This is a genomic window from Pseudomonas sp. FG35 (assembly GCF_057809295.1).
Map to the genome: position 1 here is coordinate 626,960 of NZ_JBMDJR010000001.1, position 23,721 is coordinate 650,680.

Annotated in this window: 17 protein-coding genes; 4 read left to right on the forward strand and 13 right to left on the reverse strand. The window is 58.9% G+C overall.

Going from position 1 to position 23,721, the window contains the following annotated elements:
- Nucleotides 1-5: 5 nt before the first annotated feature.
- From ACODTD_RS02740 to ACODTD_RS02770, 7 genes are all read right to left on the reverse strand, one after another.
- Entirely contained in the window at nucleotides 6-1,565 is a 1,560-nt protein-coding gene (locus tag ACODTD_RS02740; protein ID WP_039768480.1) for an AMP-binding protein, read from the reverse strand.
- A 10-nt stretch (nucleotides 1,566-1,575) separates the two neighbouring features.
- The gene (locus tag ACODTD_RS02745) at nucleotides 1,576-2,709 is read right to left on the reverse strand and encodes a saccharopine dehydrogenase family protein (RefSeq protein WP_011334159.1); all 1,134 of its coding nucleotides are present in this window, start codon (nucleotides 2,707-2,709) and stop codon (nucleotides 1,576-1,578) included.
- Between the two features lie 56 nt (nucleotides 2,710-2,765).
- Complete coding sequence (locus ACODTD_RS02750; protein ID WP_011334160.1) at nucleotides 2,766-4,049, reverse strand: acyl-CoA dehydrogenase family protein; 1,284 nt, start codon at nucleotides 4,047-4,049, stop codon at nucleotides 2,766-2,768.
- A gap of 244 nt (nucleotides 4,050-4,293) precedes the next feature.
- Nucleotides 4,294-5,238 carry a WD40/YVTN/BNR-like repeat-containing protein gene (locus tag ACODTD_RS02755; protein WP_201818591.1) on the reverse strand — a complete coding sequence of 315 codons (945 nt, stop codon included), beginning with the start codon at nucleotides 5,236-5,238 and terminating at the stop codon, nucleotides 4,294-4,296.
- 10 nt (nucleotides 5,239-5,248) lie between these two features.
- Complete coding sequence (locus ACODTD_RS02760) at nucleotides 5,249-7,651, reverse strand: efflux RND transporter permease subunit (protein ID WP_085667028.1); 2,403 nt, start codon at nucleotides 7,649-7,651, stop codon at nucleotides 5,249-5,251.
- Nucleotides 7,652-7,659: 8 nt separating this feature from the next.
- Nucleotides 7,660-9,306 carry a DUF1302 domain-containing protein gene (locus tag ACODTD_RS02765; RefSeq protein WP_039768483.1) on the reverse strand — a complete coding sequence of 549 codons (1,647 nt, stop codon included), beginning with the start codon at nucleotides 9,304-9,306 and terminating at the stop codon, nucleotides 7,660-7,662.
- A gap of 21 nt (nucleotides 9,307-9,327) precedes the next feature.
- Nucleotides 9,328-10,752, reverse strand: a complete 1,425-nt coding sequence (locus ACODTD_RS02770; protein ID WP_011334164.1) for a DUF1329 domain-containing protein — start codon at nucleotides 10,750-10,752, stop codon at nucleotides 9,328-9,330.
- A 403-nt stretch (nucleotides 10,753-11,155) separates the two neighbouring features.
- Here ACODTD_RS02770 and ACODTD_RS02775 point away from each other — a divergent pair, with 403 nt between their 5' ends.
- The gene (locus ACODTD_RS02775; RefSeq protein ID WP_011334165.1) at nucleotides 11,156-11,737 is read left to right on the forward strand and encodes a TetR/AcrR family transcriptional regulator; all 582 of its coding nucleotides are present in this window, start codon (nucleotides 11,156-11,158) and stop codon (nucleotides 11,735-11,737) included.
- Between the two features lie 5 nt (nucleotides 11,738-11,742).
- Here the strand turns inward: ACODTD_RS02775 and ACODTD_RS02780 are convergent, their stop codons facing one another.
- Together ACODTD_RS02780 and ACODTD_RS02785 are read right to left on the reverse strand one after the other, a co-directional pair.
- On the reverse strand, nucleotides 11,743-12,525 hold the full coding sequence (locus ACODTD_RS02780) for an SDR family NAD(P)-dependent oxidoreductase (RefSeq protein ID WP_011334166.1): 783 nt from the start codon (nucleotides 12,523-12,525) through the stop codon (nucleotides 11,743-11,745).
- A 130-nt stretch (nucleotides 12,526-12,655) separates the two neighbouring features.
- Nucleotides 12,656-14,767 (reverse strand): 3-hydroxyacyl-CoA dehydrogenase NAD-binding domain-containing protein, encoded by a 2,112-nt coding sequence (locus tag ACODTD_RS02785; RefSeq protein WP_489104399.1) that lies wholly within the window; start codon nucleotides 14,765-14,767, stop codon nucleotides 12,656-12,658.
- A gap of 531 nt (nucleotides 14,768-15,298) precedes the next feature.
- On the opposite strand from ACODTD_RS02785, the gene ACODTD_RS02790 reads away from it, so the two are divergent.
- On the forward strand, nucleotides 15,299-15,862 hold the full coding sequence (locus tag ACODTD_RS02790) for a TetR/AcrR family transcriptional regulator (RefSeq protein WP_011334168.1): 564 nt from the start codon (nucleotides 15,299-15,301) through the stop codon (nucleotides 15,860-15,862).
- A gap of 95 nt (nucleotides 15,863-15,957) precedes the next feature.
- On the opposite strand, the gene ACODTD_RS02795 is transcribed toward ACODTD_RS02790, so the two are convergent.
- Genes ACODTD_RS02795 through ACODTD_RS02805 form a run of 3 tightly spaced genes read right to left on the reverse strand, consistent with a single transcriptional unit; the run spans nucleotide 15,958 to nucleotide 21,687 of the window.
- Nucleotides 15,958-17,367 (reverse strand): efflux transporter outer membrane subunit, encoded by a 1,410-nt coding sequence (locus ACODTD_RS02795; RefSeq protein ID WP_011334169.1) that lies wholly within the window; start codon nucleotides 17,365-17,367, stop codon nucleotides 15,958-15,960.
- A 3-nt stretch (nucleotides 17,368-17,370) separates the two neighbouring features.
- On the reverse strand, nucleotides 17,371-20,502 hold the full coding sequence (locus ACODTD_RS02800; protein ID WP_011334170.1) for an efflux RND transporter permease subunit: 3,132 nt from the start codon (nucleotides 20,500-20,502) through the stop codon (nucleotides 17,371-17,373).
- A 27-nt stretch (nucleotides 20,503-20,529) separates the two neighbouring features.
- A complete protein-coding gene (locus ACODTD_RS02805) occupies nucleotides 20,530-21,687 on the reverse strand; it encodes a MexC family multidrug efflux RND transporter periplasmic adaptor subunit (RefSeq protein WP_039768489.1) in 1,158 nt (385 codons plus the stop codon).
- A 119-nt stretch (nucleotides 21,688-21,806) separates the two neighbouring features.
- On the opposite strand from ACODTD_RS02805, the gene ACODTD_RS02810 reads away from it, so the two are divergent.
- Entirely contained in the window at nucleotides 21,807-22,403 is a 597-nt protein-coding gene (locus tag ACODTD_RS02810; RefSeq protein ID WP_074690577.1) for a TetR/AcrR family transcriptional regulator, read from the forward strand.
- A 3-nt stretch (nucleotides 22,404-22,406) separates the two neighbouring features.
- Here the strand turns inward: ACODTD_RS02810 and ACODTD_RS02815 are convergent, their stop codons facing one another.
- Nucleotides 22,407-22,553, reverse strand: a complete 147-nt coding sequence (locus ACODTD_RS02815; RefSeq protein ID WP_164872147.1) for a hypothetical protein — start codon at nucleotides 22,551-22,553, stop codon at nucleotides 22,407-22,409.
- Between the two features lie 169 nt (nucleotides 22,554-22,722).
- Here ACODTD_RS02815 and ACODTD_RS02820 point away from each other — a divergent pair, with 169 nt between their 5' ends.
- The gene (locus ACODTD_RS02820; protein WP_489104400.1) at nucleotides 22,723-23,721 is read left to right on the forward strand and encodes an AraC family transcriptional regulator; all 999 of its coding nucleotides are present in this window, start codon (nucleotides 22,723-22,725) and stop codon (nucleotides 23,719-23,721) included.

The window sequence follows — 23,721 nt, forward strand, 5'->3', positions numbered from 1 at the left end:
TCCCCTCAGATACGCCGGTCAACGTTTTGCCAGTAATGGGCACGCAGATCTTTCTTCAGCACCTTGCCGACCGGGCTGCGCGGCAATGCATCAATGAAATCCACGGTTTTCGGCGACTTGACCGAGCCGAGCCGGCTCTTGCACAGCTCGATCAACTCCTCGGCGGTGACGGTAAGCCCGGCGCTCAACTCAACCACGGCTTTCACGCCCTCGCCCCATTGCTCATCCGGCACACCGATGACCGCGCAGTCCTGCACCGCAGGATGACTCCACAGCACTTGCTCGACTTCGCTGGGATAAACGTTGAATCCGCCGGAGATGATCATGTCTTTCTTGCGGTCGGTAATGTGCAGGTAGCCGTGCGCATCCACGTGGCCGATGTCGCCGGTGTGCAGCCAGCCATCAATGATGGTTTCTGCAGTTTTCTGCGGGTCCTTGTAGTACCCCTTCATTACCAGATCGCCGCGCACACAGATTTCGCCGGTTTGCCCCTGGCCGAGGATGTCCCCGGCGTCGCTGAGGATTTCCACGCGCACCAGCGGATTGGGCCGGCCCACCGAAGACAGACGCTCGTCCGATGCCAGGCGTCCACCGTGCAGATGCTCGGCGGGCGGCAGGTTGGAGATCGAGGCTGGGGCTTCAGTCTGGCCGTAACCACCGGCCATGACCGGGCCGAAGGTCTCGATGGCTTGCTTGAGTTTGTCCACCGACATCGGCGCCGCGCCGTACAGGAAATACTTCAGCGAACTGAAATCGACCTTCTGCGCCAGATCCGGCACATCCAGCAGTCGATAGATCACGGTCGGCGGCAAAAAGGTTTCGGTGACCTTGTACTTCGGGATCATTGCCAGCATCAGCGCCGGATCCGGTTTGGTAATGATCACCACCGTGCCGCCCCGCGAGGTGCACGGCAGCGACAGCGTGCCAGCGGTGTGGGTCATCGGCGCCGCCGCCAGGTTGACTGGCGGATGGTCATCCCCGTAAGGGAAATTGATCATGAAGTGTGCGCAGAACGTCTGGATGCTGCGATGAGTGTTCATCACCCCCTTCGGCAGCCCGGTGGTGCCGCCGGTTGGCGAGAGTGCCACGACATCGTCCAGTTGATACTCGACCTCCGGTGCCGTGACCGGCTGACCATCGATCCAGGACTTGAGCGACGGTGCCCCCGGCAGGTGCTCGTCGATACAGATCCACAGACGAATTTTCGGCAGGCCAGGACGCAACGCGTCGATGATCGGCGCGAACTCTTTCTGGAAAAACAGCACTTCGCAGTCGAACGCGTCGAGCACGTGACGGTTCTCTTCGGCGCTGTTGCGTGCACCAACAGGAATCCAGCAAAGGTTGGCGCGCCATAACCCCAAGGTGCAGGTCCACGCCACTGCATCATTGGCAGACCAGATGGCGCCCTTGGTGCCGCTGGGCAAACCGGCTGCCAACAGTGCGTTGGCGATCCGGCATGACAGGTTGCGGACTTCGGTAAAAGTGAACACCCGATCGTCCTGGATATACGCCGCGCCATGCGGATTGATCCGCCAGCCACGGTCAAAGAAATCAATAATCGCCATGTCAGTCACTTCACAGTTGAGTAACGGTTGCGCGGGCCAGACCACGTTGCTCGAGGAAGCCCAGCAGATAGCGATGACCGAAGGCTTTGGAGGCCGAAGCGAAACCTGTCTTGGCGGTGTCGTTATTCAACAGCTTGACCACGGCCGCAGCGTGCAAGGCGCCAGTGGCGATGTAAGGCGTGATGCCATGCACGGTTGCACGCACGGCCGTCAGTTGACCGCGACCGATAGCGAAGTCGACGGTGCGTTGCAAGGTGCTGCGTTCACGCGGTGGCATGCTTGGAGTGGTCGATTGAACGAGGCTTTGAATCACCGCGTCCTGCTGCTCCTTAGGCAAGTGCTTGTATTCCGCTTCCCACTTCTCACCCAGGCCGTGGACCATTTTCATTACCGGGTTGTCGTAGAAGCCGACACAGGACATGCAACTGCGGACACGGCCATCATCCTCAAAGAACACCGGCAATGAGGTGCCGCCCCAAGGCAGGCAAAACACCGCTTCCAGCAGATCGGGACAAACCACATTGAAGCTGGCGTTCGGTGCATAAGGCACGAGTTCCTTTTCCCACAGGTAGGCCCCGGGATAGCGGACGCCTTCGAAGATGGTCGCCGTTGAACCGACGGTCACCCCGGCGGCACCGGTGCGTGGGCCACGAGTCAGTGTGGCGGTTTCCAGCGAATCGACGCCCGGAGTTTCCAGGGCCAGCTCGGCGGCTATTTCGGCGTAGGTGTACATATATGCCAGCGATGGCGACAGCAGCAGACCGGCCTGGCGATACAGCTCGCCGAACTGATCGCGCAAGGCGCGAATGTGCGCCTGCTCTCCGGCCGGATCCAGATAATGGCAGCCAGCCTTCAAGGCCGCCTCAACGGCGGTCAGGCCAAAATTGATGAATGGGCCGACTGTGTTGCAAACCACGCGCGCGCCTTTGAATACCGAAACCAAAGCCTCGACCTCATGTGGGCACTCGATGATTTCGTAGGTCGCCGACTCCAGACCGACAACGCGTTGCGCCATCATTTCCTGAGCACGAGCAGCGTTACGAGCTACGGCGGTGAACGGGATGTGCTGGTCGATCAACCAATCCATGATCAGCATGCCGGTGTAACCACTGGCGCCGTAGACAACTACTGGATATTTGGCCATCGGGATTTACCTCATTTGTTGTTTTTGGATGAGTGATGTCGGGTGAATCTGCAGAGTCAGTTGTTCGCCCAGCCTTCGGCATACAGCTGCTGGGCAAGCAGCCCCAGTCGCATGGTCAGGACCCGGTTTTCGCCGTCCTCGATCAATGACGACTGGGTGTCGCGCAGCAGTTTTTCGATCGGGTATTCGCGCGTGGTGCCATTGCCGCCGAACAGGCGGAAAGCCTCTTGCACAACGGCCATTGCCTCTTCGGTCACCGTGACCTTGGCGGAGGCTGTGGCGTACGGGTGGGTTTGCGGCGACAGGCGCGCGAAGCTCAACGAACGTCGGGCAACCGCACGCGCTGCCTCGACCCGACGCAACATTTCGCCGAGGCGCAGACGGGTCATCTGGTGATCGATCAATGGATGACCGCCCTGGCGGCGCTCATGGCAGTACTGCAGCGCCATCTCGAAGGCGGCACGTGCGACACCGGTGAACACCTGACTCATGTGGGTGCCGGCGAAGGACCAGGAGGAGCTGACAGCACCGTAGTACTGGTCGCGCTCGGCAATAGCGAAGCGACGTGGCACTCGTACACTGTCGAAGTAGATTTCGCCTTGGGGCAAGGAACGCTGCCCGATCTTGTCCAGGGGCTTGCCTTTGGACACGCCTTTGAGGTCGAGGGGGATAATCAGCGCAATACCGTGCGGCCGGCCGTTCTCATCGTAGAAACCGTCGCCGTAATCAGCGCACATCAAGCCCAGTGCAACCTGTGCAATGGCTCCGTTGGAGACCCACGCGGAGCTTTGGCCATTGAGGATCACTTCATCGCCGACCACTTTAGCGGTCAGATTGCCGATATTGCCGAGCTTACCTGCCGGCCAGTCTCGCGCCATGTCGAAGATCTGGTTGTCGCTGCCACGATCAGGTTGAGTGGCCATCCAGCAGCCGATCCGGCCTTGGCAGAGTTCGACCAACTCGGCATTGCCAGCGGCGATGGCCATTTGCAGAGGGAAGTCGGCGCAACCCAGCGAGACAGCCAGGCCTGCATCGCCCCAGCCGAGTTCTTCGCCTATCAGAGATTCGATCCGCACTGCCATTTCCGGCGGTAACTGCGCCAACAGTGCCGGGTCAAGACCGAGCTTGGCGAATTCGCCGAACAACGAATAGTAAGGCGAGCCCGGGGCAACGACTTCTTCCGGGGTCATCCGGTCCAGCTCTCGACCCAGCGGGCGTAACACCTCTTTGGCGAAGCGGTGGACGGAGGCCTGTATTGCAGCCTCCTCTTCTGTCAGCGGTGTTTCGAATCCGGAGAGTCCGGCGGCTGGCAGGGTAAGTGTCGACTTGAGCGAGATCATCAGAGTACCTCCATCGAAATCGCAGGTCGCTGCGCTTTGCAGCGTTCTGCGTCTTGTTATTTGCAATCGACTCTAACAAGCAAAATTATTTAACGCAACACTTGTTATGTTTATTGTTCGAAACGTAAATGGCAGCCTTCCAGGCACGGAAAATCCGGCCGAAAATCAGCAGGGTTCTAGATGTTTTTTCGCGCTGAAATGCCGGAAAGCGGGCTGGCACCTGTCTTCCGACATATCGATGGCATCAGCGTTGAGGGACGACGCCTCGCCGTGAAAACAGAATCGGTGAAGTGTCACTGTTGAGCAGGATCGCGGTGAGAGAAACACCGTCGCTGCTGGGTTGCTCGTGAAAACTGCTCCCACCGTCGTCACTGCGAACCATCAAACCGTCGAGTCCTACCGCAATCACTGCTCGCCCGGAAACATCTATGGCTGTGACTGAACTCTTGCTTTGCAACGGTACGCGCTGCCAGTTCGAACCGTCTGCAGAGCTGTGCAACAAGGTGCCGCGTTGCCCGCCCACCAGCAGTGAACCGTCGCCAAGCACGGCCCCTGTCCACAACGTGCCGCTGTAGCCCGTATCCAGATAGCGCCAGTGTTTGCCCTGGTCATCGGAGCGCAATACCTGGCCGCGTTCCGCAGTTGCGTACAAATGCCCTGCTCCATCGGCAAACAGTCCCATCAGATTCAAGTCGGCACGACTCGCTCCGGGAGGCGCATCGATTTTTTGCTCGATCCAGGTCTTTCCGCCGTCATCGGTTGTCAGCACCAGCGACCACAGCCCTACCGCGACACCTTGGGTCGGGTTGAAAAAGTGCACCGCAAACAATGGCCGATCTTCTGCACTGGACAAGCGTTGAACTTGCCAATTCTCACCTCCGTCCCTGGTGGCGAGAATTGCACCCCAGTGACCGACAGCCCAGCCCTGTCTGGCATCGACGAAGGACACACCGGTCAAAGGCGTGGACACCGGTACGGATGTCGCTTGACGGAAATGCTGGCCTCGGTCGTCCGACAGCAACACCACCCCGTGATCGCCGACGGCAACGGTCCGCTCCCCAGCCCAGGCAACACTCAACAGCGTGGCGGCACTGGCGTTGGCAGTTTTTGCTGCAGGTACGGTCGGCAAGGGCGAAGCCTGCGATAACGCCGATAACATTAGAACGAGTAAAGCAATCAGATTTCGCATCGGGATCTCCTCAATGCACCAGAGAGCCAATCAAGCGCACTGGACGACGCCGTGGGAACATTCGTTCAAGCCAGACGGCGAATGCAGGCAGAACTGTCATGGCCATGATCATGTTGACCAGGAACATGAAGGCCAGCAGCTTGCCCATGTCGGCCTGGAACTTAAGATCGGAAAACGCCCAGGTGGCGACGCCCACCGCCAAGGTGATGGCGGTAAAGATCGTAGCGACGCCTACCTCCAGCAACGCGTGCTCGACCGCTTTGGTAATTGGCTGCCCGAGAGCCTGGTGCAGTTGCAGACGGTTGTAGATATAAAAGGCGTAATCCACGCCGATGCCGACGGCCAGCACCATGACTGGCAAGGTGGCGATGGTCAGACCGATTTGCAGCTCTTTCATGAACCAGTAGCCGATGAAGGTGCCCAGTGTCAGCGGTAGGCAACAGACCAACACCGCGCGCCAGTCTCGATAGACGACAAACACCAACAGAGCGATCGCTGCATAGACATAAAGCATCATGGGCAGCTCGCTGCGTTCCACCTCTTCGTTGATCGCCGCAATCACGCCAGCGTTACCGGAAGCCAGGCGTATGCTCACGCCCGGCTGAATGAACTGAGAACGGAATGCCTTGGCGGCGGCAATCACGCGGTGAGTGGTCGTCGCTTTATGATCGGCTAGGAACAGATGCACCGCCGTCATGCTGCAATCGGGACGCATCATCCCTGGCACTCGAGCTACTTCGGCGGCCATCGACGAGTAGTTGGTCGGGTCGATGGGCACTGCGTTCATTTTCGGGTTGCCCTCGTTATAGCCCTCGTTAAACTGCCGCAGGCTGTTAGAGAACGAGGTGACCGACACCACACCTGGTACACCTTGCATAGCCCATACAAATCGATCCTGATACTGACCAAGGGCAACGTCTTCACAAGCGTTTGCGCCGGCGTCAGTTTGGGCTTCGAAGACCACACTGAGCCAATCCAGCCCGATGTCGTAATTGCCGGCAATGGATACCGCATCACGATTGAAGCGCGCATCCTCGCGCAGTTCAGGCGCCCCGGCCTGCAGGGAGCCAACCACCCGATCGTGGCTTTGCCAGGCCGCGGTGACAAATATCAGCACGGCCATACCCAGCACCCACCGGACGTTGTGCCATTCGGTCAATCGGGCAAAACCGCGTAACCAACGAGCCCGGCGCTGGCGAGAAATTTCCTCGGCAGCGGCGTAACCGGCATCTACCCGTAGCATTGATGCCACGATCGGCAGCATCACCAGGTTGGTGACGATCTTGAACGCCACCCCGAGCGAGGCAGTGATTGCCAGCTCCCGAACCATTGGAATCGGGATCAACAATAGCGTTACGAACGAAACAAATGCAGTGACTAACGCCAGCGTGCCGGGAATCAGCAAGCCGCTGAAACTGGCGCGTGCCGCTCCTTCCACCGACTTGCCGCAGGCGATCTCGCGAATGATGAAGTTGATTTGCTGTACGCCATGGGAGACCCCGATGGCAAACACCAGAAAGGGCACCAGCACTGCCAGCGGATCCAGTCCATAGCCGAGCAAACGCAAGGCGCCGAACTGCCAGATCAGTGACACCAGCGAGCAACCCACCGCCAGCAAGGTGAAACGAAGCGAATGGCAATACCAGTACACCGCAGCGGCCGTCAGCAGCAATGCCAATAGGCAGAACTCCAGCACCGCCGAGGCACCTACTGCAATGTCACCGATCTGCTTGGCGAAACCGATGATTTGGATCTCGAAGTCCTTATCCTCGAACTGATTGCGAATTTTCTCCTCAAGCACATGGTTGTAGGCCACATAGTCGAGGCGCTGGCCGTCAGCATCGAATTCGTTGAGATCGACAGTGATCATTGCGCTGCTTTGGTCGCGAGCGACCAGCGTTCCGATAAAGCCACCCTGCGCCGTCGAGTTGGCGATCATCGCCATGCTCGTTTCATCGAGACTTTCGGGCGTCACCGTACCCGGCACCAGCGGATCGGCACGAAAACCTTCTTCGGTGATTTCGTTGACGAACGCGTTAGGCGTCCACAACGAACGCACACTGCTGCGCGATACGTTCGGCAGGAAAATCAGCGCCTGAGTGACGTCATAAAGGCGCTTGAGCCCTGCCTGGCTCCAGATCGTCCCCTGACGAGCCTTTACCACCACGGTCAGCCGGTTCGCACCGAGCAAGTCGTTGCGATACGTCTCAAAGGTTGAGATGTACTCGTGGCCAATGGGTAGCTGCTTTTCGAATCCTGCTTCCATGCGTAACTGGACGGCAAACCAGGCCATGCCCGCTGTGAACACCGCCAAACTCAACAACGTCAGCAGGCGATGAGTGAACAACCACTGTTCGATGCGCGGCAATACACCGCGCACTTTGGTTTCCTTCATTTTCAGAGAACTATTCACGGCGTGCCTCATAGGGTTCGGGAGACCACAAGGCCGACGTAATCGCGATCACGCAGCAGTTGATCGTAAGGGGTCTTGCCGCCCATGAACTTGGCGTAGTTGGCCGAGATCTGCCAGCTCGCAGGATTGCGCACGAAGTTGAGGTACAGGTTCATACTGCTGGCATCCTCGGTGAACGTCGCCGACAGGTTGGGTGTGCGTCCCTTGATGGATTGCGAATAGAACACTCCCGGCGTCACCTGCCAGCCAGGGATCAGCGTGTTGTCATACGTCAGGCTGAAATCGAGGCTGATTCCGGAAGAGGTTTTGTTGCCCTTGGCGCTCGGCGGGATGGACGGATCCAGTTGCCAGGTATTGAGACCGGCGGCAATCGGTTCACCGGCGTACTCGTTATGCAGCCCCGGGTATTTCACGACCACGAGTTCGCTCAGCAGCGTACCGGTGCTGGCACCGGTGAGGTCGAGCAACGTCGGCGAGTTGGACGGGGTCATGCTGTAAATGCCGGTCAGGTGCCATTGCAGTTTCTTTTCATCCGTCCAGCACTTGCCACCGTTGCTGGCACAGGCGTCGATGACTGGATTAAGCGGCACCGCATCCTTTGGGCGATATGAAAGCTCCGTACCCAATGCCCAGTCGCCGACCGGCATGTTGGCACTGATGCCGTACATCATGCGGTCCTCCGGATACTTCCAGGTTTGCGCCAAAGCGAAGGTTTCCGGATCCAGTACCTGCATGCTCAACGACGGCAGTTTGTCGTGATAACGCATCACGTACAGGCCGAGGTTGAGATCGGTGTTGTCAGGCTGCCAGCGCAGCGACACCCCCCATTGGCCTCCATTGCGTGCGTCCTTTTCGTCGTAACCGTAGGCTCCCCTGCCCTCGCCCAGTGCATGGGTGGTGGACCAATAACTGCCCACGGGAGGCAGTTCGCTTTTGTTCCAGTTGAACTGCCAGTACGCCTCGATGTTGACGCCGGCACCCAGTCCTGACGCAAGGCTCAACATCGGCGCTGGCAACAGGGCTTCCTTGAGCTGGGTGCCGGGACGCGACAACGCCATGACATCGTAGGCGTTGGTATTGTTGATGCCGCCGGCAGCGAACAGGCTCTCGCCCCAGTTGATGACCTGATTACCCAGACGAGCACGAACACGCTGTTCACCGACATCGAAACTCTTGCTCACCCACAGGTCCAGCAGGCGCGCTTTGAACTCCAGATCGTCCCGGGCGCTGCTGGTGAGGCCGTCGCTCCCGACACCTTCAGGCCGGTTGGCCGATAGCGCACCGCTGGTGTCGGTCGCGGCAAAGTCGCGTATCCAACTCCCGCGTGCCATGAACGTGTAGTCCTCGGGAAATTTAAGCACCAGTTCATGGGTACCTTTTATGTAGTTGGTGAACAGATCCCCCCGGTCGTAGTTCAAGTCGCCCTGGTCACCAATATTGGCGCTGGGAGCCAGACAACCGCTGGGAGGATTGTGACCGCCTGGACTGCTGGTGATGAGATTGCATCCGCGAGATTCGGTCCGTAACCCCATGCCCACAGCGAGAGTGGAATCGAATGAGCCTCGGATGTTTTCGGTTTCAAAAGTGAACGCCATGGCAAATGGGGTTGCACACGCGATGACAAGACCTGAGGTTTTACTGATTATTTTTTTCATGTCTGTTCCCGAAAGCCGCTGTTAGCGTTCGCTGGTGGCGCGCAGATTGTCTGAGGTGTAGAAGTCGCGTTTCAAACGAGGGTTGTTGGCGCTATCGGTGAGCCAGCGATGGTCGTTCTTGCCGGTACCAATGGAGGTCATGTCGTAGAGGTAGCGACCATCAACGAGGTTGTATTGCGCCTGGGCTTCCATATCGCAGGTGCCAGTCTCGTAGACCGGGATTGTGTAGCCTTCGCGGACTTTCCAGATTTGCCCTTGTTTGTCGTAGTCCACCGCCATCAGCGCGTTCCAACTGTCCTCATCGATGTAAAACAGACGTTTCGGAGCCTGATGACGCATGCCCTGGCGAACGGTTGCTTCTACCACCCAGACGCGGTGCAACTCATAGCGACGCGATTCGGGGGCGATGAAGTCGCGCTTGGCCACATCCTCAATCTTCGCCGAGTTGTCGTAGGCGCCGAACGAGTTGTAGGGCACAAGCATTTCCTGCTTGCCGACCAACTTCCAGTCGAAGCGATCCATCGGACCAAAGAACACGTTGGACTCATCAATGGTGTACTGATTGTCCAGACCGATTTGCGGTGCGTCGTAGGAGTACGCCGGCATGCGACGTACCCGGCGCTGGCCCGGGAAGTAATAGAACGTAGTGGCTTGCTCGCCAGCTTTGGTCGTCACCACGCCGGCCTGCCCGGCAAGGGCTGCGGGGTCGGAGTAGCTGAAGTAGGTCGCAACTTCGAGTCGATCGAATGAAGAAAACAACGCACTGCCCTTCACGCCCCATGGTGTGTACATGAACCAGTCAGTGGAGGTTCGCAGCCAGTCTTCACTCCCTTTTCGCGGCGAAATTCCGGAAACGGTTTTCGACATATCGAAGCCGACACCGCGATAACGCATTTTCATGTTCCACATAACCTCGGCACCCGAGGTTGGAAACGGAAATGGGATACCGGGGACGTAAGCCTCCTGCAGTGCCAGACCGTCGCCGTCGAGTTTCGCGAAACCGACATTCTTCTTCGTGTTTTCCGCGACGAAATCCGGTACGCCACAGCTGCGCCGTGTCGGATACACATCCATCCGGTACCCCGGTATCTTCTTGAACATTTCCACTTGGCCAGGGGAAAGCTTGCCGGTGTACTTCGCGACGTTGCCTGAGTCGATACTGAACAGCGGTTTGTCATCCTTGAACTTCCACTGCTGACCTCGCACCTGGCCGTGGCTCCAACCGCCACCTTGTGGTCCGGGTGGTGTCCAGGCAGGAATGACACCATCGGCGCTGGCCGCCGCCTCACCTCCCAGCGGGGTCAGTTTTGTGCCGAGCAATGCAGGATCCTTATCTGCCGCCTGCGCCGTGCAGATGAAGGTTGATGCGGCGACGGCCGCGATCAAACATCTGCGTACGACGCCTTTAGAAACATTGTTATTGGGGCGCTCAATCACTGTGTTCATTGGAGGATCCTCGTGGGTCTTGATCGGCACCGTGACCACTTTGACGGCAGTAACACGTTGCCTGCGCTAACCTAATCAACTGACTTGATCAATTGACCAAGTCGCTTGATCAAAGCAAGGCTGGTGCCAATGTCTGAAGCGCGGGAAATAGTCACGTTTAATCAATCGATTACAGAGACGCGGGATAGATTCGAGCCACGAGAGTTTCGTTAAACATTTCCGAGTGTTTCTTCGGTTCGCACCAAATCGGGAATTTGCGAAACAGTCGTTACCAATAATGGTGCGACAGTTTCAGACCACCGTTTCTTCCCTGACGCAAGGCGATTCGTTGCTGTAGCATCCGCAAGCGTCGACAGCGCCCTTACCGATAAAGGGCGCCAGGAATATTGGAGATTGCTGACCTATGGCCAGAATGGGCGCTGAATTACGCCGGCAGGATTTCGTCGAGGCAACGATCAAAGTGATTGCCGAGCACGGTGTCGCCAATGCAACGACCCGACGGATTGCGGCGGCGGCCGGTTGTCCGTTGGCATCGTTGCATTACGTGTTCCATACCAAGAACGACCTCTTCTATGCCGTCTATGAGTCACTGTTTAACCTGCCTCATCAAGCGTTGGAACACGTCCCTGCCGGGACAACTGCCGCTGATACGACTGCCGAAGTCCTGCGACAGTTGATCACTTGGTTCATCGATCATCCGGACGCGGCCAAGGCGCAGAGTGAGTTGTTTTTTTGGGCACTGCGCAATGACCCCGAAATGGCAAGCAAGATTTACTCAGTAGCCATTGAAGCGACTGAGCAGGCACTGGAGCGAGCTGTAGGCGCAGAGCTGGGGGAAAAGTTTTTAAAGGCCGCAAGTCGGCTTCTGGTCCAACTGGTTGACGGGTTGACTATCGCGTGGTCCGCCCATGGAGACCTGCATAGATTGAGGGCCGAAACCGAGACGGCTTGCGCCGCACTGGCCCTGCTGGTGGCCAGTCACTGAGCCGATCACATGCTGCTGACCAGATGGCCTCCATCCACGGTCAGTACGCTGCCAGTCATGAATGCACCGGCGTCACTCGCTAACAGCAAAAAGGGACCGGCCAGTTCGTGTAACTGACCCAGTCGACGCATGGGCACCCTATCGCGGATGTAGCTGTTGCCCTTGTCACCCTCAAAAAAAGCTTCGTTCATTTCAGTCTTGAAATAACCTGGCGCGATGGCGTTGACCCTGATGTTGTACCGCGCCAGCTCCAGCGCCAGTGACTTGGTCAGCTGAACCACCCCGGCTTTTGCAGCGCAGTAATGGCTGTAACCGGTGCTAACGCGCAGTCCGAGTATCGAGGCCACGTTGACGATGCTGCCCTTACGTCCGGCCTTTGCCAGCCTTTGTGCAGCAACCTGGGCGACACGCCAGACGCCATCCAGATTGGTTGAAAGCATCTCACGCCACTGCTCTTCACTGATTTCGAGTGGACGCTGGCCGTTACCGATACCTGCGTTGTTGAGTACCACGTCAACCACGCCAAAATGTGCTTCGGCCGCATCGAACGCCGCTTCGACACTGTTCCGGTCAGTCACATCGAGTTCGACGGACAGCGCTTGCCCGCAATCCCATTCAATGTCCTTTGCCACCTGTGCGAGTCTTTCGACGCGTCGTGCAGTCAGCACAACCCGGGCGCCGGCATGCCCAGCGACCCTTGCCAGGTGAGCTCCAATGCCGCTGGAGGCGCCGGTGATCAATACAGTTCGGCCGGCAAGCGAAAAATTCTGAATGAAATCTTGAGTCATCAACACACCTCGAAATGAATCGCGCTGGCGCGCTCTACGGGTAACAGGTCCCTTTCTCCGAAATCGGGCGAGCATGAGGCAGATGCGTGGTCGTCCTCATGACTCGCTCTCGTCCGGAGAAAGGGAATTTTCAGAATATTTCGATGCGAGATCTGCCGGCGGCTACCAGACGTTCCAGAAGCGCCGCTGGGCGAAACCACATCTCACCGTATTCGCCAAGCGCGCTGCGATAGTGATGGATGCGGCTGAGCACCGTTTCCAGGCCCAACTGCTCGGCGTAATGCATGGGGCCTCCGAGATGCGCGGGAAAGCCATAGCCGTTGATCCACACCAGATCGATGTCACTGGCACGCAGGGCAATACCTTCGTCCAGCAAGCGAATGCCTTCGTTGATCATTACAAACAGGCAGCGATCGTGAATTTCCAAATCTTCGATGTTGCGACGCGTAACGTTGTGTTCACGGGCAAGCTGCTCTGCCAGCATGATGACTTCCCGGTCTTCCCTTGGACTACGTCCCTCGTAGAGGTAAAAGCCACGTCCGGTCTTTTGCCCGTACCGTCCCAAGGCATACAGTTCCTCGGCAAGGCAGCAGTAGCTCTGGTCATGGGCGATGGCTTCACGCTTGGCGTCGCGCATTAGAAAGCTCACATCGATACCTGCCAGATCCAGCATGCTGAATACGCCCATATTCAAATCCAGACTGGTCAGCACTGCATCAACCTGGACCGGCGTCGCCCCCTCCAGTACCAGACGGTGAGCTTCGCGGGCATAGGGTTCGAGCATGCGATTACCGATGGAGCCGGCGCTGTTACCGGAGATGACCGGAAGTTTGCCGATACGTCTGGCGATGTCCATGACAGCGGTTACGACGTCCGGCGCTGTCGTCTGACAAAGCACAATTTCCACCAATCGCATGACGTTGGCCGGACTAAAGAAATGCATGCCAATGACATCCTGCGGACGAGAGACCATCTTCGCGAGCGCATCGATATCCAGCGACGACGTATTGGTCGCAAGAATGGCACCTGGCTTACACACGCTCTCCAGAGCGAGGAACACCTGATGCTTGCTCTCCATCTTTTCGCATACCGCCTCAATGATCAGGTCGGCATCTGAAAGGTCTGCGTAGTCGAGCGTGCCAAACAGCAGTTCCATCCGCTGCTGCATTTGCACGGCACTGAGTTTTCCGCGCTTGACGCTGAGTTGATAGTTTTCACGAACACGTTTGAGACCGCGATCAAGCGTGCGCCCATCAAGATCCATCAGCGCAACGGGAATACCGACATCGGCAAAGCTCATCGCGATGCCTCCACCCAAGGTGCCTGCACCGATCACGGCAACCTTGTTGATCTTGCGCGACGGATCAGCCGTATCGATCCGGGGCGTTCGCCGCGCGTCTTGTTCTGCGAAGAAAACATGCCGCAATGCTTTCGACTGACGTGATGCTTCAGCCTGCTTGAACAGCGTCAATTCCCGCACCAGTCCCTCTTCCAACGGCAACAGGCAGGCGGCCTCCAGCGCAGAAAGCACCAACCTGGGCGCCAGTCGACTTTTCCAGCGCGGCTCATGCTCCACGCGATAACGCGCCAGGAAATCATCGGGCAAGTCCTCGGCGGGGTTTGGCCATGCTTCGGCTGGCCGCGCAGGAGCACAACATTCGATCAACTCATTGGCATAAGCGCGCGCCTCTTCCAGCAACTGTTCGGTGCTGGAGGAGATACGGTCAAGAATGCCGAGCATTCGAGCACGCTCGGCATCGATCTGCTCACCTGAAAGAATGAGGTTCAAAGCCGATTCGGCGCCTATCAGCCTGGGCAAGCGTTGCGTACCGCCGGCGCCAGGCATCAGACCAAGATTGATTTCCGACAACCCTAGCCGTGCATCTGGCGCACCAATCCGGTATCCGCAGGCCAGGGCCAGCTCTAGCCCTCCTCCTAACGCAAACGTACCGATCGCCGCAATCAGTGGTTTATGAAGCGCGCTCAAGCGAGTCAGGATGCCAGGCAAGTCAGGTTCAGCGAAGCACGCTTCGGTCCCGAATTCTTTGATGTCGGTACCAGCACTGAACAGTCCCTGCACCCCATAGAGAATGACGGCACCCACCGCTATGTCCGTAGCGGCACGCTCACAGGCATCAATGAGGGCTGCACGTAGGGTCTGGTCGAGTGCGTTGACCGGCGCACGGTCAAGACCGATCAGCGCCAGGCCATCTACGACGCGGTAATGGATCAGGTCACACATGGAGTGTCCCTTACTGACGTATTCAGGGTGTTGAGAGGGCGTGATTGAAGATCGAATATCCGCGGCGTTTTAAAATTTCCGGAAAACATCACCGATGCTGGCAACGGGATAGGCTGGCTGCGACTGTGCTGTCGGGTTCCAGCTGACCGGGCTGAACACACCGTATGAGCCCACTGAGTAGAAGCTATGAATCGAGTAGATGGCGAGGGAGACGAGAGTCAGGGCCAGGCAGGAAAATAGAATCGGGCGCATCGCAAACCTCCGTCATCTGGCGGGAGCCAAATGCAGTGTCTTTTGTTATTGAGGGTTTCGATTCTGGATAACGACCGATGCAAAAGCTTGGCAGATCACGCCAGGTATTTTGCAGTTCATGACATGCAAATACCCCGAAATCCGTTCAGCTTTGTGAGCCGGGCGTTGAGCTTATTTCGTCTCAGATGAAGTAAGTTGCTCAAGTTCTGTGGTTTTCATTGCAGTAATGAGCTTTTCCTGCACAATTCCGAGGACTGAAATACGATTCGAGACCGACTGATGTCCCTGACTCCTCAAGACGAACGACTCATCAAGGCGCTTGCCCTGGCCATCGTTGATCGCCCCCGTGCGACGCTCAAGGAACTGGCTGAAGCGGCAGGCGTGAGCAAGGCTACGCTGCATCGCTTTTGCGGCACCCGCGACAACTTGGTGCAGATAATGGAAAGCCACGGTGAGACGGTGCTGAACCAGATCACCACCACAACCGACCTGCTGCACGGAGAGCCGGTGCAGGCGTTGCGCAGTTTGATCAATGAGCATTTGGCGCATCGTGAAATGCTGGTTTTCCTGCTCTTTCAGTACCGACCCGACACTTTTCCAGTCAACGGTGAGGGCGACCGTTGGCAATCTTATGCCGATGCCCTGGATGCTTTTTTTCTGCGCGGCCAGCAATTGGGCGCATTTCGCATCGATATCACGGCAGCCGTTTTCACAGAGCTGTTCCTGACCATGATCTTCGGAATGGTCGATGCCGAGCGCCGTGGGCGCGCGGCCAGCGCCAACTCGGCCAATGTGCTGGAACAGATGTTCCTGCACGGTGCCGCTAACGTAAAACCCCAATAATCCACACTCTATCCTCCTGCAAAAAAGCCCCGTGACCTCTCGGTCTACGGGGCAAAAGGTTGGATGCGCCAACCCAAAGGAGCTCTTGCCAGGATTTATCTGACGTTTGTTTGTGATGACCATCCTCCACCCAGCGAACGGAACAGATCGACCAGGGCAATCTGGCGCTGAGTGCTGACTTCGATAAACGCCGTTTCGTTGACGAAACTGGTGCGCTGGGCATCGAGATAACGCAGGTGGCTGTCGATACCGCCTTCATAACGGGCCTTGGCCAGACTCAGGGTTTCAGTGCTGGTGTTGGCCAGTGCGCGGCGCGCGGCTTCCTCCCGGCGCAAGGTGTCGGTGGCGGCCAATGCATCGGCGACCTCGCGGAACGCCGTCTGAATCGTGCCTTCATAGGCCGCCACGGCTGAATCCTTGCGGGCTTCGGCCAGACTCAGCCCGGCACTGTTGCGACCGGCATCGAACAACGGCAGCGAAAGGTTCGGCACGAAACTCCAGGAGCGCGAGCCACCGTCGAACAGACCGGACATCTGCGCGCTGGAAGTACCAAAGCTGCCGGTCAGGCTGATACGCGGAAAGAACGCCGCCCGTGCCGCGCCGATGTCGGCATTGCGCGCTTGCAGTCGATGCTCGGCCGCAAGAATGTCCGGCCGGCGCTCGATCAGCGTCGAGGTGGTATCCGGGGCGATGTCCTGCACCAGCATCGGCTGCGTCGTCAGCCGCTCGGGAATCACTTTCCCTGCATCCTTTGTCCCCAGCAGCAAAACCAGCGCGTTGAACGCCTGCTGCTTCTCGCGCAGATTGCGTTCCTGCTCGGCCCGCGCCTGCTCCACCAGCCCCAGTGCTTCCTGATAATCCAGCGCAGTCGCCGTGCCGCTGGAGCGGCGCTGGCTGATCAGCGCGAACGAGTATTCGCGGCTGCTCAGGGTTTGTTGAGTCAAATCCAGACGACGCTGGGCGCCGTCATGAACCAGATAGGCCTGACTGACTTCGGCGATCAGCGCGATCTGCGCGGCGCGGGCGGCTTCTTCGGTAGCCAGATATTCCTGCAGCGCAGAGTCGCTGAGGCTTTTGACCCGGCCAAACAGATCCAGCTCGTATTCGGGCAGCGACAGGCCGACTTGATACTGGCTGGCCACCCCTGCCCGGCCGTCGCTGGCCAAGTCCGACGGCAAGCGCTGGCGATTGCCGGACGCGCTTGCATTCAGCCCGGGAACCCGATCAGCCCGCTGAATTCGGTACTGCGCCCGAGCCTGCTCGATGTCCAGAAGGGTCTGGCGCAATGAGCGATTGTTATCCAGCGCAACCTCCACCAGACGGCGCAGATCGGGATCGACGATGAACGCCTGCCACGCCAATTGGTTGATCGGAGCGCCTTGTTTCAGCGACTCGCCCGCCCAGTTGTCCGCGACCGGTGCAACGGGCCGCTCATAGGTCGGCGCCAACGAGCAACCGGCCAGCAGCATGGCGATCACCAGCGTAGAAAATCCTGAAATACGCATGTGTCACTCCTGAGTCAAAGCGGGTTGTTCAATGGGCGCAGGTTTACTGCGCAGCATCGACAGCACCCAGACAAAACAGATCGGTACAAACAACACCCCCAGCAGCGTCGCGCTGAGCATGCCGCCGATCACCCCGGTACCGATCGCCCGCTGACTTGCGGCACCTGCCCCGGTCGCCAGTGCCAGCGGCACTACGCCGAGAATGAACGCCATAGACGTCATCACGATTGGCCGGAAGCGCAGCCGTGCGGCCTCGATCGCGGCGTCGCGCAGGCTGTAACCTTTCTCCCAAAGCTCCTTGGCGAACTCGACGATCAGAATCGCGTTTTTCGCCGCCAGACCGATGATGGTGATCAAACCGACCTTGAAGTACACGTCGTTGGGCATGCCGGCGACCATCACCGCGAGCACCGCACCGATGGCGCCGATCGGCACGATCAGCATTACGGTCAGCGGAATCGCCCAGCTCTCGTACAGCGCCACCAGCAGCAGGAACACCACCAGAATGGCCAGCGCGAACAGCTGCGTGGCCTGACCGCTGGAGACCTTCTCCTGATAGGACAGACCGGTCCACTCGTAGCTGAAGCCGGCCGGCAATTGCGCAGCGATACGCTCCATTTCCGCCATGGCTTCACCGGTGCTGTAGCCCGGCCCCGCATCACCGACGATGCGCACCGACGGATAACCGTTGTAGCGCACCACCTGCACCGGACCTTCCTCCCAATGCGTGGTGACGAAAGCACTGAGCGGCACCAGATCACCCGCGGTGTTGTGTACATAAAGCTTGAGCACGCTTTCCGGAGTCATCCGGTCGCCCTGCTCGGCCTGCACCACCACGCGCTGCTGGCGGCCGGCGTTGGTGAAGTCGTTGATCACCTCCGAACCAAACGCGGCAGACAACGCACTGCTGATTGATTCAAAACTCACCCCCAGGGTGCGTGCCTTGTCACGGTCGATCACCACGCGCAATTGCGGCGACTCGGCCAGGCCTTCCATCATGGCGTAGAGGATTTTCGGGTTGCCGTTGGCCTGACCGAGCACCTGGTCACGGGCAGCGAGCAATGCTTCGCGGCCCAGACCGGCACGATCCTGCAGGCGCAAGGCGAAACCACCGGAGTTGCCCAGCCCGTCAATCGGCGGCGGTGGCACGGCCATCACCGCACCGTCGTTGGTCACGGCAAATTGCTCGTTCAGCGCATTGACTTCCGCCATGGCCGATTGATCTTCGCCACGCTCCGACCAGTCCTTGAACACCGGGAATGCCAGCGCTGCGTTATCGCCCATCCCGGAAAAGCTGAAGCCGGACACCAGGAACGTCGACTGAACCCCGTCGCGGGTAGCCAGGTAGCGCTCCAGTTGTTCGCCGGTCGCTTCGGTACGGGTGCGAGTCGCGCCCGGTGGCAACTGGACGTCGACGATCATGTAGCCCTGATCCTCCACCGGCACGAAGGATTCCGGCAGGCGCAGGTAGAAGAAGCCGAGCATGGCGATAATGCCCAAATACACCAACATCATCCGGCCGGCGCGCGCCACCAGCCCGTTGTTCAGCACCGAATAGCGATCGGTGAGCTTGGCGAAGCCACGGTTGAAAGCGCCGAAGAAGCCACGCTTTTCATGGTGCCCTTGTGGAATCGGCTTGAGCAGCGTGGCGCATAGCGCCGGGGTGAACGTCAGGGCAAGGAAACCGGAGAACAGAATCGACACCGCCAGCGATACCGAGAACTGCTGGTAGATCACACCGACCGAGCCGGACATGAACGCCAGCGGCATGAACACCGCCGATAACACCAGGGTGATACCGATGATCGCGCCCGATACCTGCCCCATGGCTTTCACCGTGGCATCAACCGGCGACAAGCCCTCCTCGGCCATGATCCGCTCGACGTTCTCCACCACAACAATTGCGTCGTCCACCAGAATGCCGATCGCGAGCACCATGCCGAACATGGTCATCATGTTCACCGAGAAGCCCATCAGGTACATCATCATCAGCGTGCCCAACAGACACACTGGAACCACGATCGACGGAATCAGGGTGTAGCGGATGTTCTGGAGGAACAGGAACATCACCAGAAATACCAGGACCATCGCTTCGATCAGGGTATGAATCACCTTCTCGATCGCGACATCAACGAAACGCGAGGTGTCGTAAGGAACGGAATATTCCACGTCATCCGGGAAGTACGCCGACAGTTCGGCCAGGCGCTGCTTGACTGCGGTTGCGGTCTGGATTGCGTTGGCGCCGGGCGACAACTGGATCGCCGCTGCCACGGCAGGTCTGCCATTGAGACGCGAGTTGAAGTTGTAACTTTCCTGACCGATTTCCACGCGGGCGACGTCGCCCAGTTTGACCGTGGAACCGTCCTCGTTGGCACGCAGGACAATGCGTGAGAATTCTTCCGGATTGTCCAGCGTACCTTTCACCGCCAGGGTGGCGGTCAGTTCCTGCTGGCTGCTGGTCGGCGTACTGCCGAAGCTGCCGGCCGGCACTTGTACGTTCTGGCCGCGGATGGCCGCGCTGACGTCGTCGATGGACAGCCCGTAGCCCACCAGTTTCTGTGGGTCGAGCCAGACGCGCATCGCCGCTTCGGAGGAGAAGAACTGCAGCTTGCCGACACCCGGAACCCGGCGCAGCTCGTTGTTGATATTGCGCGCGGCGTAGTCGCCCAGTGCGGTGGTGTCGCTGTGCTGGGTGCCCTCCTTATAGTTCAGCGCATAGATCAGCAAGAACCCGGCACTGGTCTGCTCCACTTCCAGACCTTGGGTGAGCACGGCTTGCGGCATCCGCGCTTCAGCTTTTTTCAGACGGTTTTGCACGTCAACCTGAGCGAGCTGCGGGTCGGTGCCCGGCTGGAACGTCACTGCGATCTCGGCGATACCGTTGGAGTTGTTGGTCGACTCGAAATACAGCAGGTTCTTGGCACCGTTGAGCGACTCTTCGATCACGCTGGTGACCGAGTCCACCAGCACCTTCGCGGAGGCGCCGGGATAGGTTGCCGTCACCTTGATCTGCGGCGGCGCGACGTTGGGGTATTGCGCCACCGGCAGCATCGGAATGACCAGCAGACCGGCCAGAGAGATGAACAACGCCACCACCCAGGCGAAGTTCGGGCGTTTGATGAAAAACTGAGACATCGGAATATCCTCGCGGCGACGGCGCCCTTACTGTTTCGACTCAGGCGTCAGCGCCTGGGCTTGAGGCTGAGCAGGCGCGACCTTGGCGCCTGCCTGCAGGCCACTCAGGCCGCTGACAATCACCTGATCGCCAGCCTTCAGGCCTTCACTGATCTGCCAGCGCGAACCCTGCATGGAACCGGTCACCACAGTGCGCGCTTCGGCGCGGCCGTCGGCGCCGACCACCATGACTTGCGCCCCGCCATCGCTGCCGCGCTGCACCGAGCGCTGTGGCACGAGAATGGCCTGATTGTCGGTGCCTTGAGGTGTGCGCACGCGCACGAACATGCCCGGCAGCAACACACCGTCACTGTTGGCGAACTTGCCACGCAACGACACCTGGCCGGTGCCACGGTCAACGGCGACATCGGTAAACATCAGGGCGCCCTGACGCTCGTAAGCAGTGCCGTCGACACGAATCGACAACGCCTTGTTGTCGTCGGCGGAGAGTTTGCCGCCCTTGAGTGATTCGCGCAGACGCAGCGCGTCAGCGGCCGATTGGGTGAAGTCGACATACACCGGATCCAGCTGCTGAATCCGCGCCATCAACGTTGCGTCACCCTGACCGACCAAGGCGCCTTCTGTGACCAGTGCGCGGCCGACACGCCCGGAAATCGGCGCGGTCACCGAGGCATAACCCAGGTTCAACCGGGCGCTTTGCAGATCAGCCTGGGCTGAACGCGTGGCCGCCTGAGCACTGCGCAAATCGGCCATGGCGCTGTCGTAGTCCTGCTGGCTGACCGCTTCGATCTTCACCAACGGTTCATAACGCTTGACCCGCGCCTGAGCCTCAAGGGCAACGGATTGCGCACGGGCCAGTTCACCCTCGGCGCGAGACAAGGCTGCTTTCAGCGGTGCCGGGTCGATCTGGAACAGCAGGTCGCCGGCTTTGACATCAGCGCCCTCTTCAAAACGCTTCTGCATCACGATGCCCGGCACCCGCGCACGCACTTCCGCAACGCGCATCGGTTCCACCCGGCCCGGCAGCTCTGACGTCAGTGCCAGTGGCTCAGTCTTCACTGCAAGCACCTCTACCGGACGCGCCACTTCAGCCATATCCGCCTGTTCATTCGCTGGTCCACACCCGGCCAGCGCAATGGCAACTGCCAACGACCCCGCCATCCCTACTGCACGCAAATTGCCCATAACTCACCCGAGGCTTGATTGAATTTGGTGCGAATGCTACTTTTCAAATCCTAATGAGTCAATATTGTCTCATGTGAGAAATATATGAATCTTACATTACGGTCGCTTGAGGCTTGGTGATGAACCTGATTTTCCATGAAGAACACCTGCTCAAATCGTTGACCGTGGCGGTCGTCAACCGGCCGAGGGCAACCATGAAAGAGCTGGCGCAATTGGCAGGCGTGAGCAAGGCCACCCTGCATCGCTATTGCGGGACACGGGAAAACCTGGTGCAAAAACTGGAAGAACACGCCGAAGCAACGCTCAATTTGATTATCCGCCGTGCCGGTTTGCAGCATTTGCAGGCGCTGGACGCGTTACGTCGATTGATCCGCGAACACCTCGCCCATCGCGAGTTGTTGGCGTTTCTGATGGCACATTACCGCCCCGACTTTCTCGATTTCGAACGGGGCGACACACGCTGGCAGTTTTACCTGGAGGCGCTGGACGGATTTTTTCTGAGAGGCCAGCAACAAGGGTTGTTTCGCATCGACATCACCGCCGCGATTTTCACCGAGCTGTTCATCACTCTGGTGTATGGCCTGGTGGATGCCGAACAGCGCGGGCGAGCCGCCAACGCCGATTCGGCACGCACCCTTGAGCAAATGTTCCTGCATGGCGCGCTGGCTGGTAGTCAATTGCGCGAGGACGCCTGCTTGCCGGAAAAAATGCTCTAACGCTCAAAAATGGGTGAAGGCATCGCTGATGCTGGCGACCGGAGGGTGACTGGAATGATGGACAACGGTGTGGCCAGCTGGCCGGTGCTGCGAATACAGCGCACCCGAAACCAATGCGACCGCGAGCAAAGCAAACAGGAACCGACGCATCGAACACCTCCATCGTCCGGCCGCGGGCCGAACGCAGTTTTATTGTTATGGGTGCTTCGAGTCTGGCCCTCCGAGCGAGGTGAAAGCTTTGCAGATCGCGCCAGCGATTTTGCAAATCGTGCCAGTTCTTTCCGGCCAGCGGCGGCCGGTCATTCTGAGGGTTGAGCGGATGTCCACGGTTCGAAGTACTGCGCTGTTGGGGTTCAAGGCGTTTTGTGCCAGTCAGGGCATCGACCCGGCTTCGGCGCTGGCCGCGGTTGAGCTGCCTGAAGACCCTCTGGATGCTCGACTGTCCGGCGCGCAGTTCAATGCCTTGATTGACTTGTGCGCCCAGCGTTCGCACAACCCGCTATTCGGCGTGCAGTTCGGCTTGCGCCAGGGCACGCAAAGTCTCGGCACCCTGCTTTACGCCATGCGCAGTTCAGGCACGGTCGGCGAGGCGCTGAACCTGCTGACACGTTATTTCCATATCCATAGCGACGGCGCGCTCGTGCAGCTTGAGCGTCAGGCCGGTAACGCCCTGCTGCTATACGACGTCACGGATGGCACCTTTATTTCGGTCCGCCAGACCGTGGAACTGGCGATGGGTATCGCCAATTGCCTGCTGCGCGAACTGCTCGGGCACGCCTGGCAACCAAAATCGCTGCTGTTGCGCCACAGTGCTCCGGCCAACCGCCTGGCCTATCGCGCCTTGCTCGGGGTAGCGCCGCGTTTCGACAGCCCGGTCAATGCCTGGGTGTTTGATGAGTCATTACTGACGACACCGCTGAGCACGACGGACGCCAGATACCAACAATTGGCCCGGCAACATATCGACGAACTGGCCCGCGTGACGCTGGAGGAATTGCCGTCTTACCTGCAAAAAAGGCTGCGCAATGAACTGGCCCACGGCCCGGTCACGCTGCGCGACATGGCCGAGTACATGATGATCAGTCCACGCACCTTGCAGCGCTATCTTCGAGCGCAGGGCTCTGGATTTCAGGCGCTGCTGGACCAGACACGCCGGTCGATGGCCGCGCGCTACCTCTGCGATTCTTCGCTCAGCCTGACGCAAGTGGCGGGTCTGTTGGGTTACGCCGACCTGAGCGCGTTTTCCCGGGCATTCACGCGCTGGAACGGGGTCAGCCCGCAGCAGTGGAAACAACGCATGCAACACTTACCTCGGTAA

Coding starts and splice junctions, on each gene's coding strand:
- ACODTD_RS02795 (WP_011334169.1), bottom strand. CDS start 17,367: ATGCGTATTTCAGGATTTTCTACGCTGGTGATCGCCATGCTGCTGGCC.
- ACODTD_RS02765 (WP_039768483.1), bottom strand. CDS start 9,306: ATGAAAAAAATAATCAGTAAAACCTCAGGTCTTGTCATCGCGTGTGCA.
- ACODTD_RS02790 (WP_011334168.1), top strand. CDS start 15,299: ATGTCCCTGACTCCTCAAGACGAACGACTCATCAAGGCGCTTGCCCTG.
- ACODTD_RS02810 (WP_074690577.1), top strand. CDS start 21,807: ATGAACCTGATTTTCCATGAAGAACACCTGCTCAAATCGTTGACCGTG.
- ACODTD_RS02740 (WP_039768480.1), bottom strand. CDS start 1,565: ATGGCGATTATTGATTTCTTTGACCGTGGCTGGCGGATCAATCCGCAT.
- ACODTD_RS02800 (WP_011334170.1), bottom strand. CDS start 20,502: ATGTCTCAGTTTTTCATCAAACGCCCGAACTTCGCCTGGGTGGTGGCG.
- ACODTD_RS02775 (WP_011334165.1), top strand. CDS start 11,156: ATGGCCAGAATGGGCGCTGAATTACGCCGGCAGGATTTCGTCGAGGCA.
- ACODTD_RS02755 (WP_201818591.1), bottom strand. CDS start 5,238: ATGCGAAATCTGATTGCTTTACTCGTTCTAATGTTATCGGCGTTATCG.
- ACODTD_RS02750 (WP_011334160.1), bottom strand. CDS start 4,049: ATGATCTCGCTCAAGTCGACACTTACCCTGCCAGCCGCCGGACTCTCC.
- ACODTD_RS02805 (WP_039768489.1), bottom strand. CDS start 21,687: ATGGGCAATTTGCGTGCAGTAGGGATGGCGGGGTCGTTGGCAGTTGCC.
- ACODTD_RS02745 (WP_011334159.1), bottom strand. CDS start 2,709: ATGGCCAAATATCCAGTAGTTGTCTACGGCGCCAGTGGTTACACCGGC.
- ACODTD_RS02820 (WP_489104400.1), top strand. CDS start 22,723: ATGTCCACGGTTCGAAGTACTGCGCTGTTGGGGTTCAAGGCGTTTTGT.
- ACODTD_RS02815 (WP_164872147.1), bottom strand. CDS start 22,553: ATGCGTCGGTTCCTGTTTGCTTTGCTCGCGGTCGCATTGGTTTCGGGT.
- ACODTD_RS02780 (WP_011334166.1), bottom strand. CDS start 12,525: ATGACTCAAGATTTCATTCAGAATTTTTCGCTTGCCGGCCGAACTGTA.
- ACODTD_RS02785 (WP_489104399.1), bottom strand. CDS start 14,767: ATGTGTGACCTGATCCATTACCGCGTCGTAGATGGCCTGGCGCTGATC.
- ACODTD_RS02770 (WP_011334164.1), bottom strand. CDS start 10,752: ATGAACACAGTGATTGAGCGCCCCAATAACAATGTTTCTAAAGGCGTC.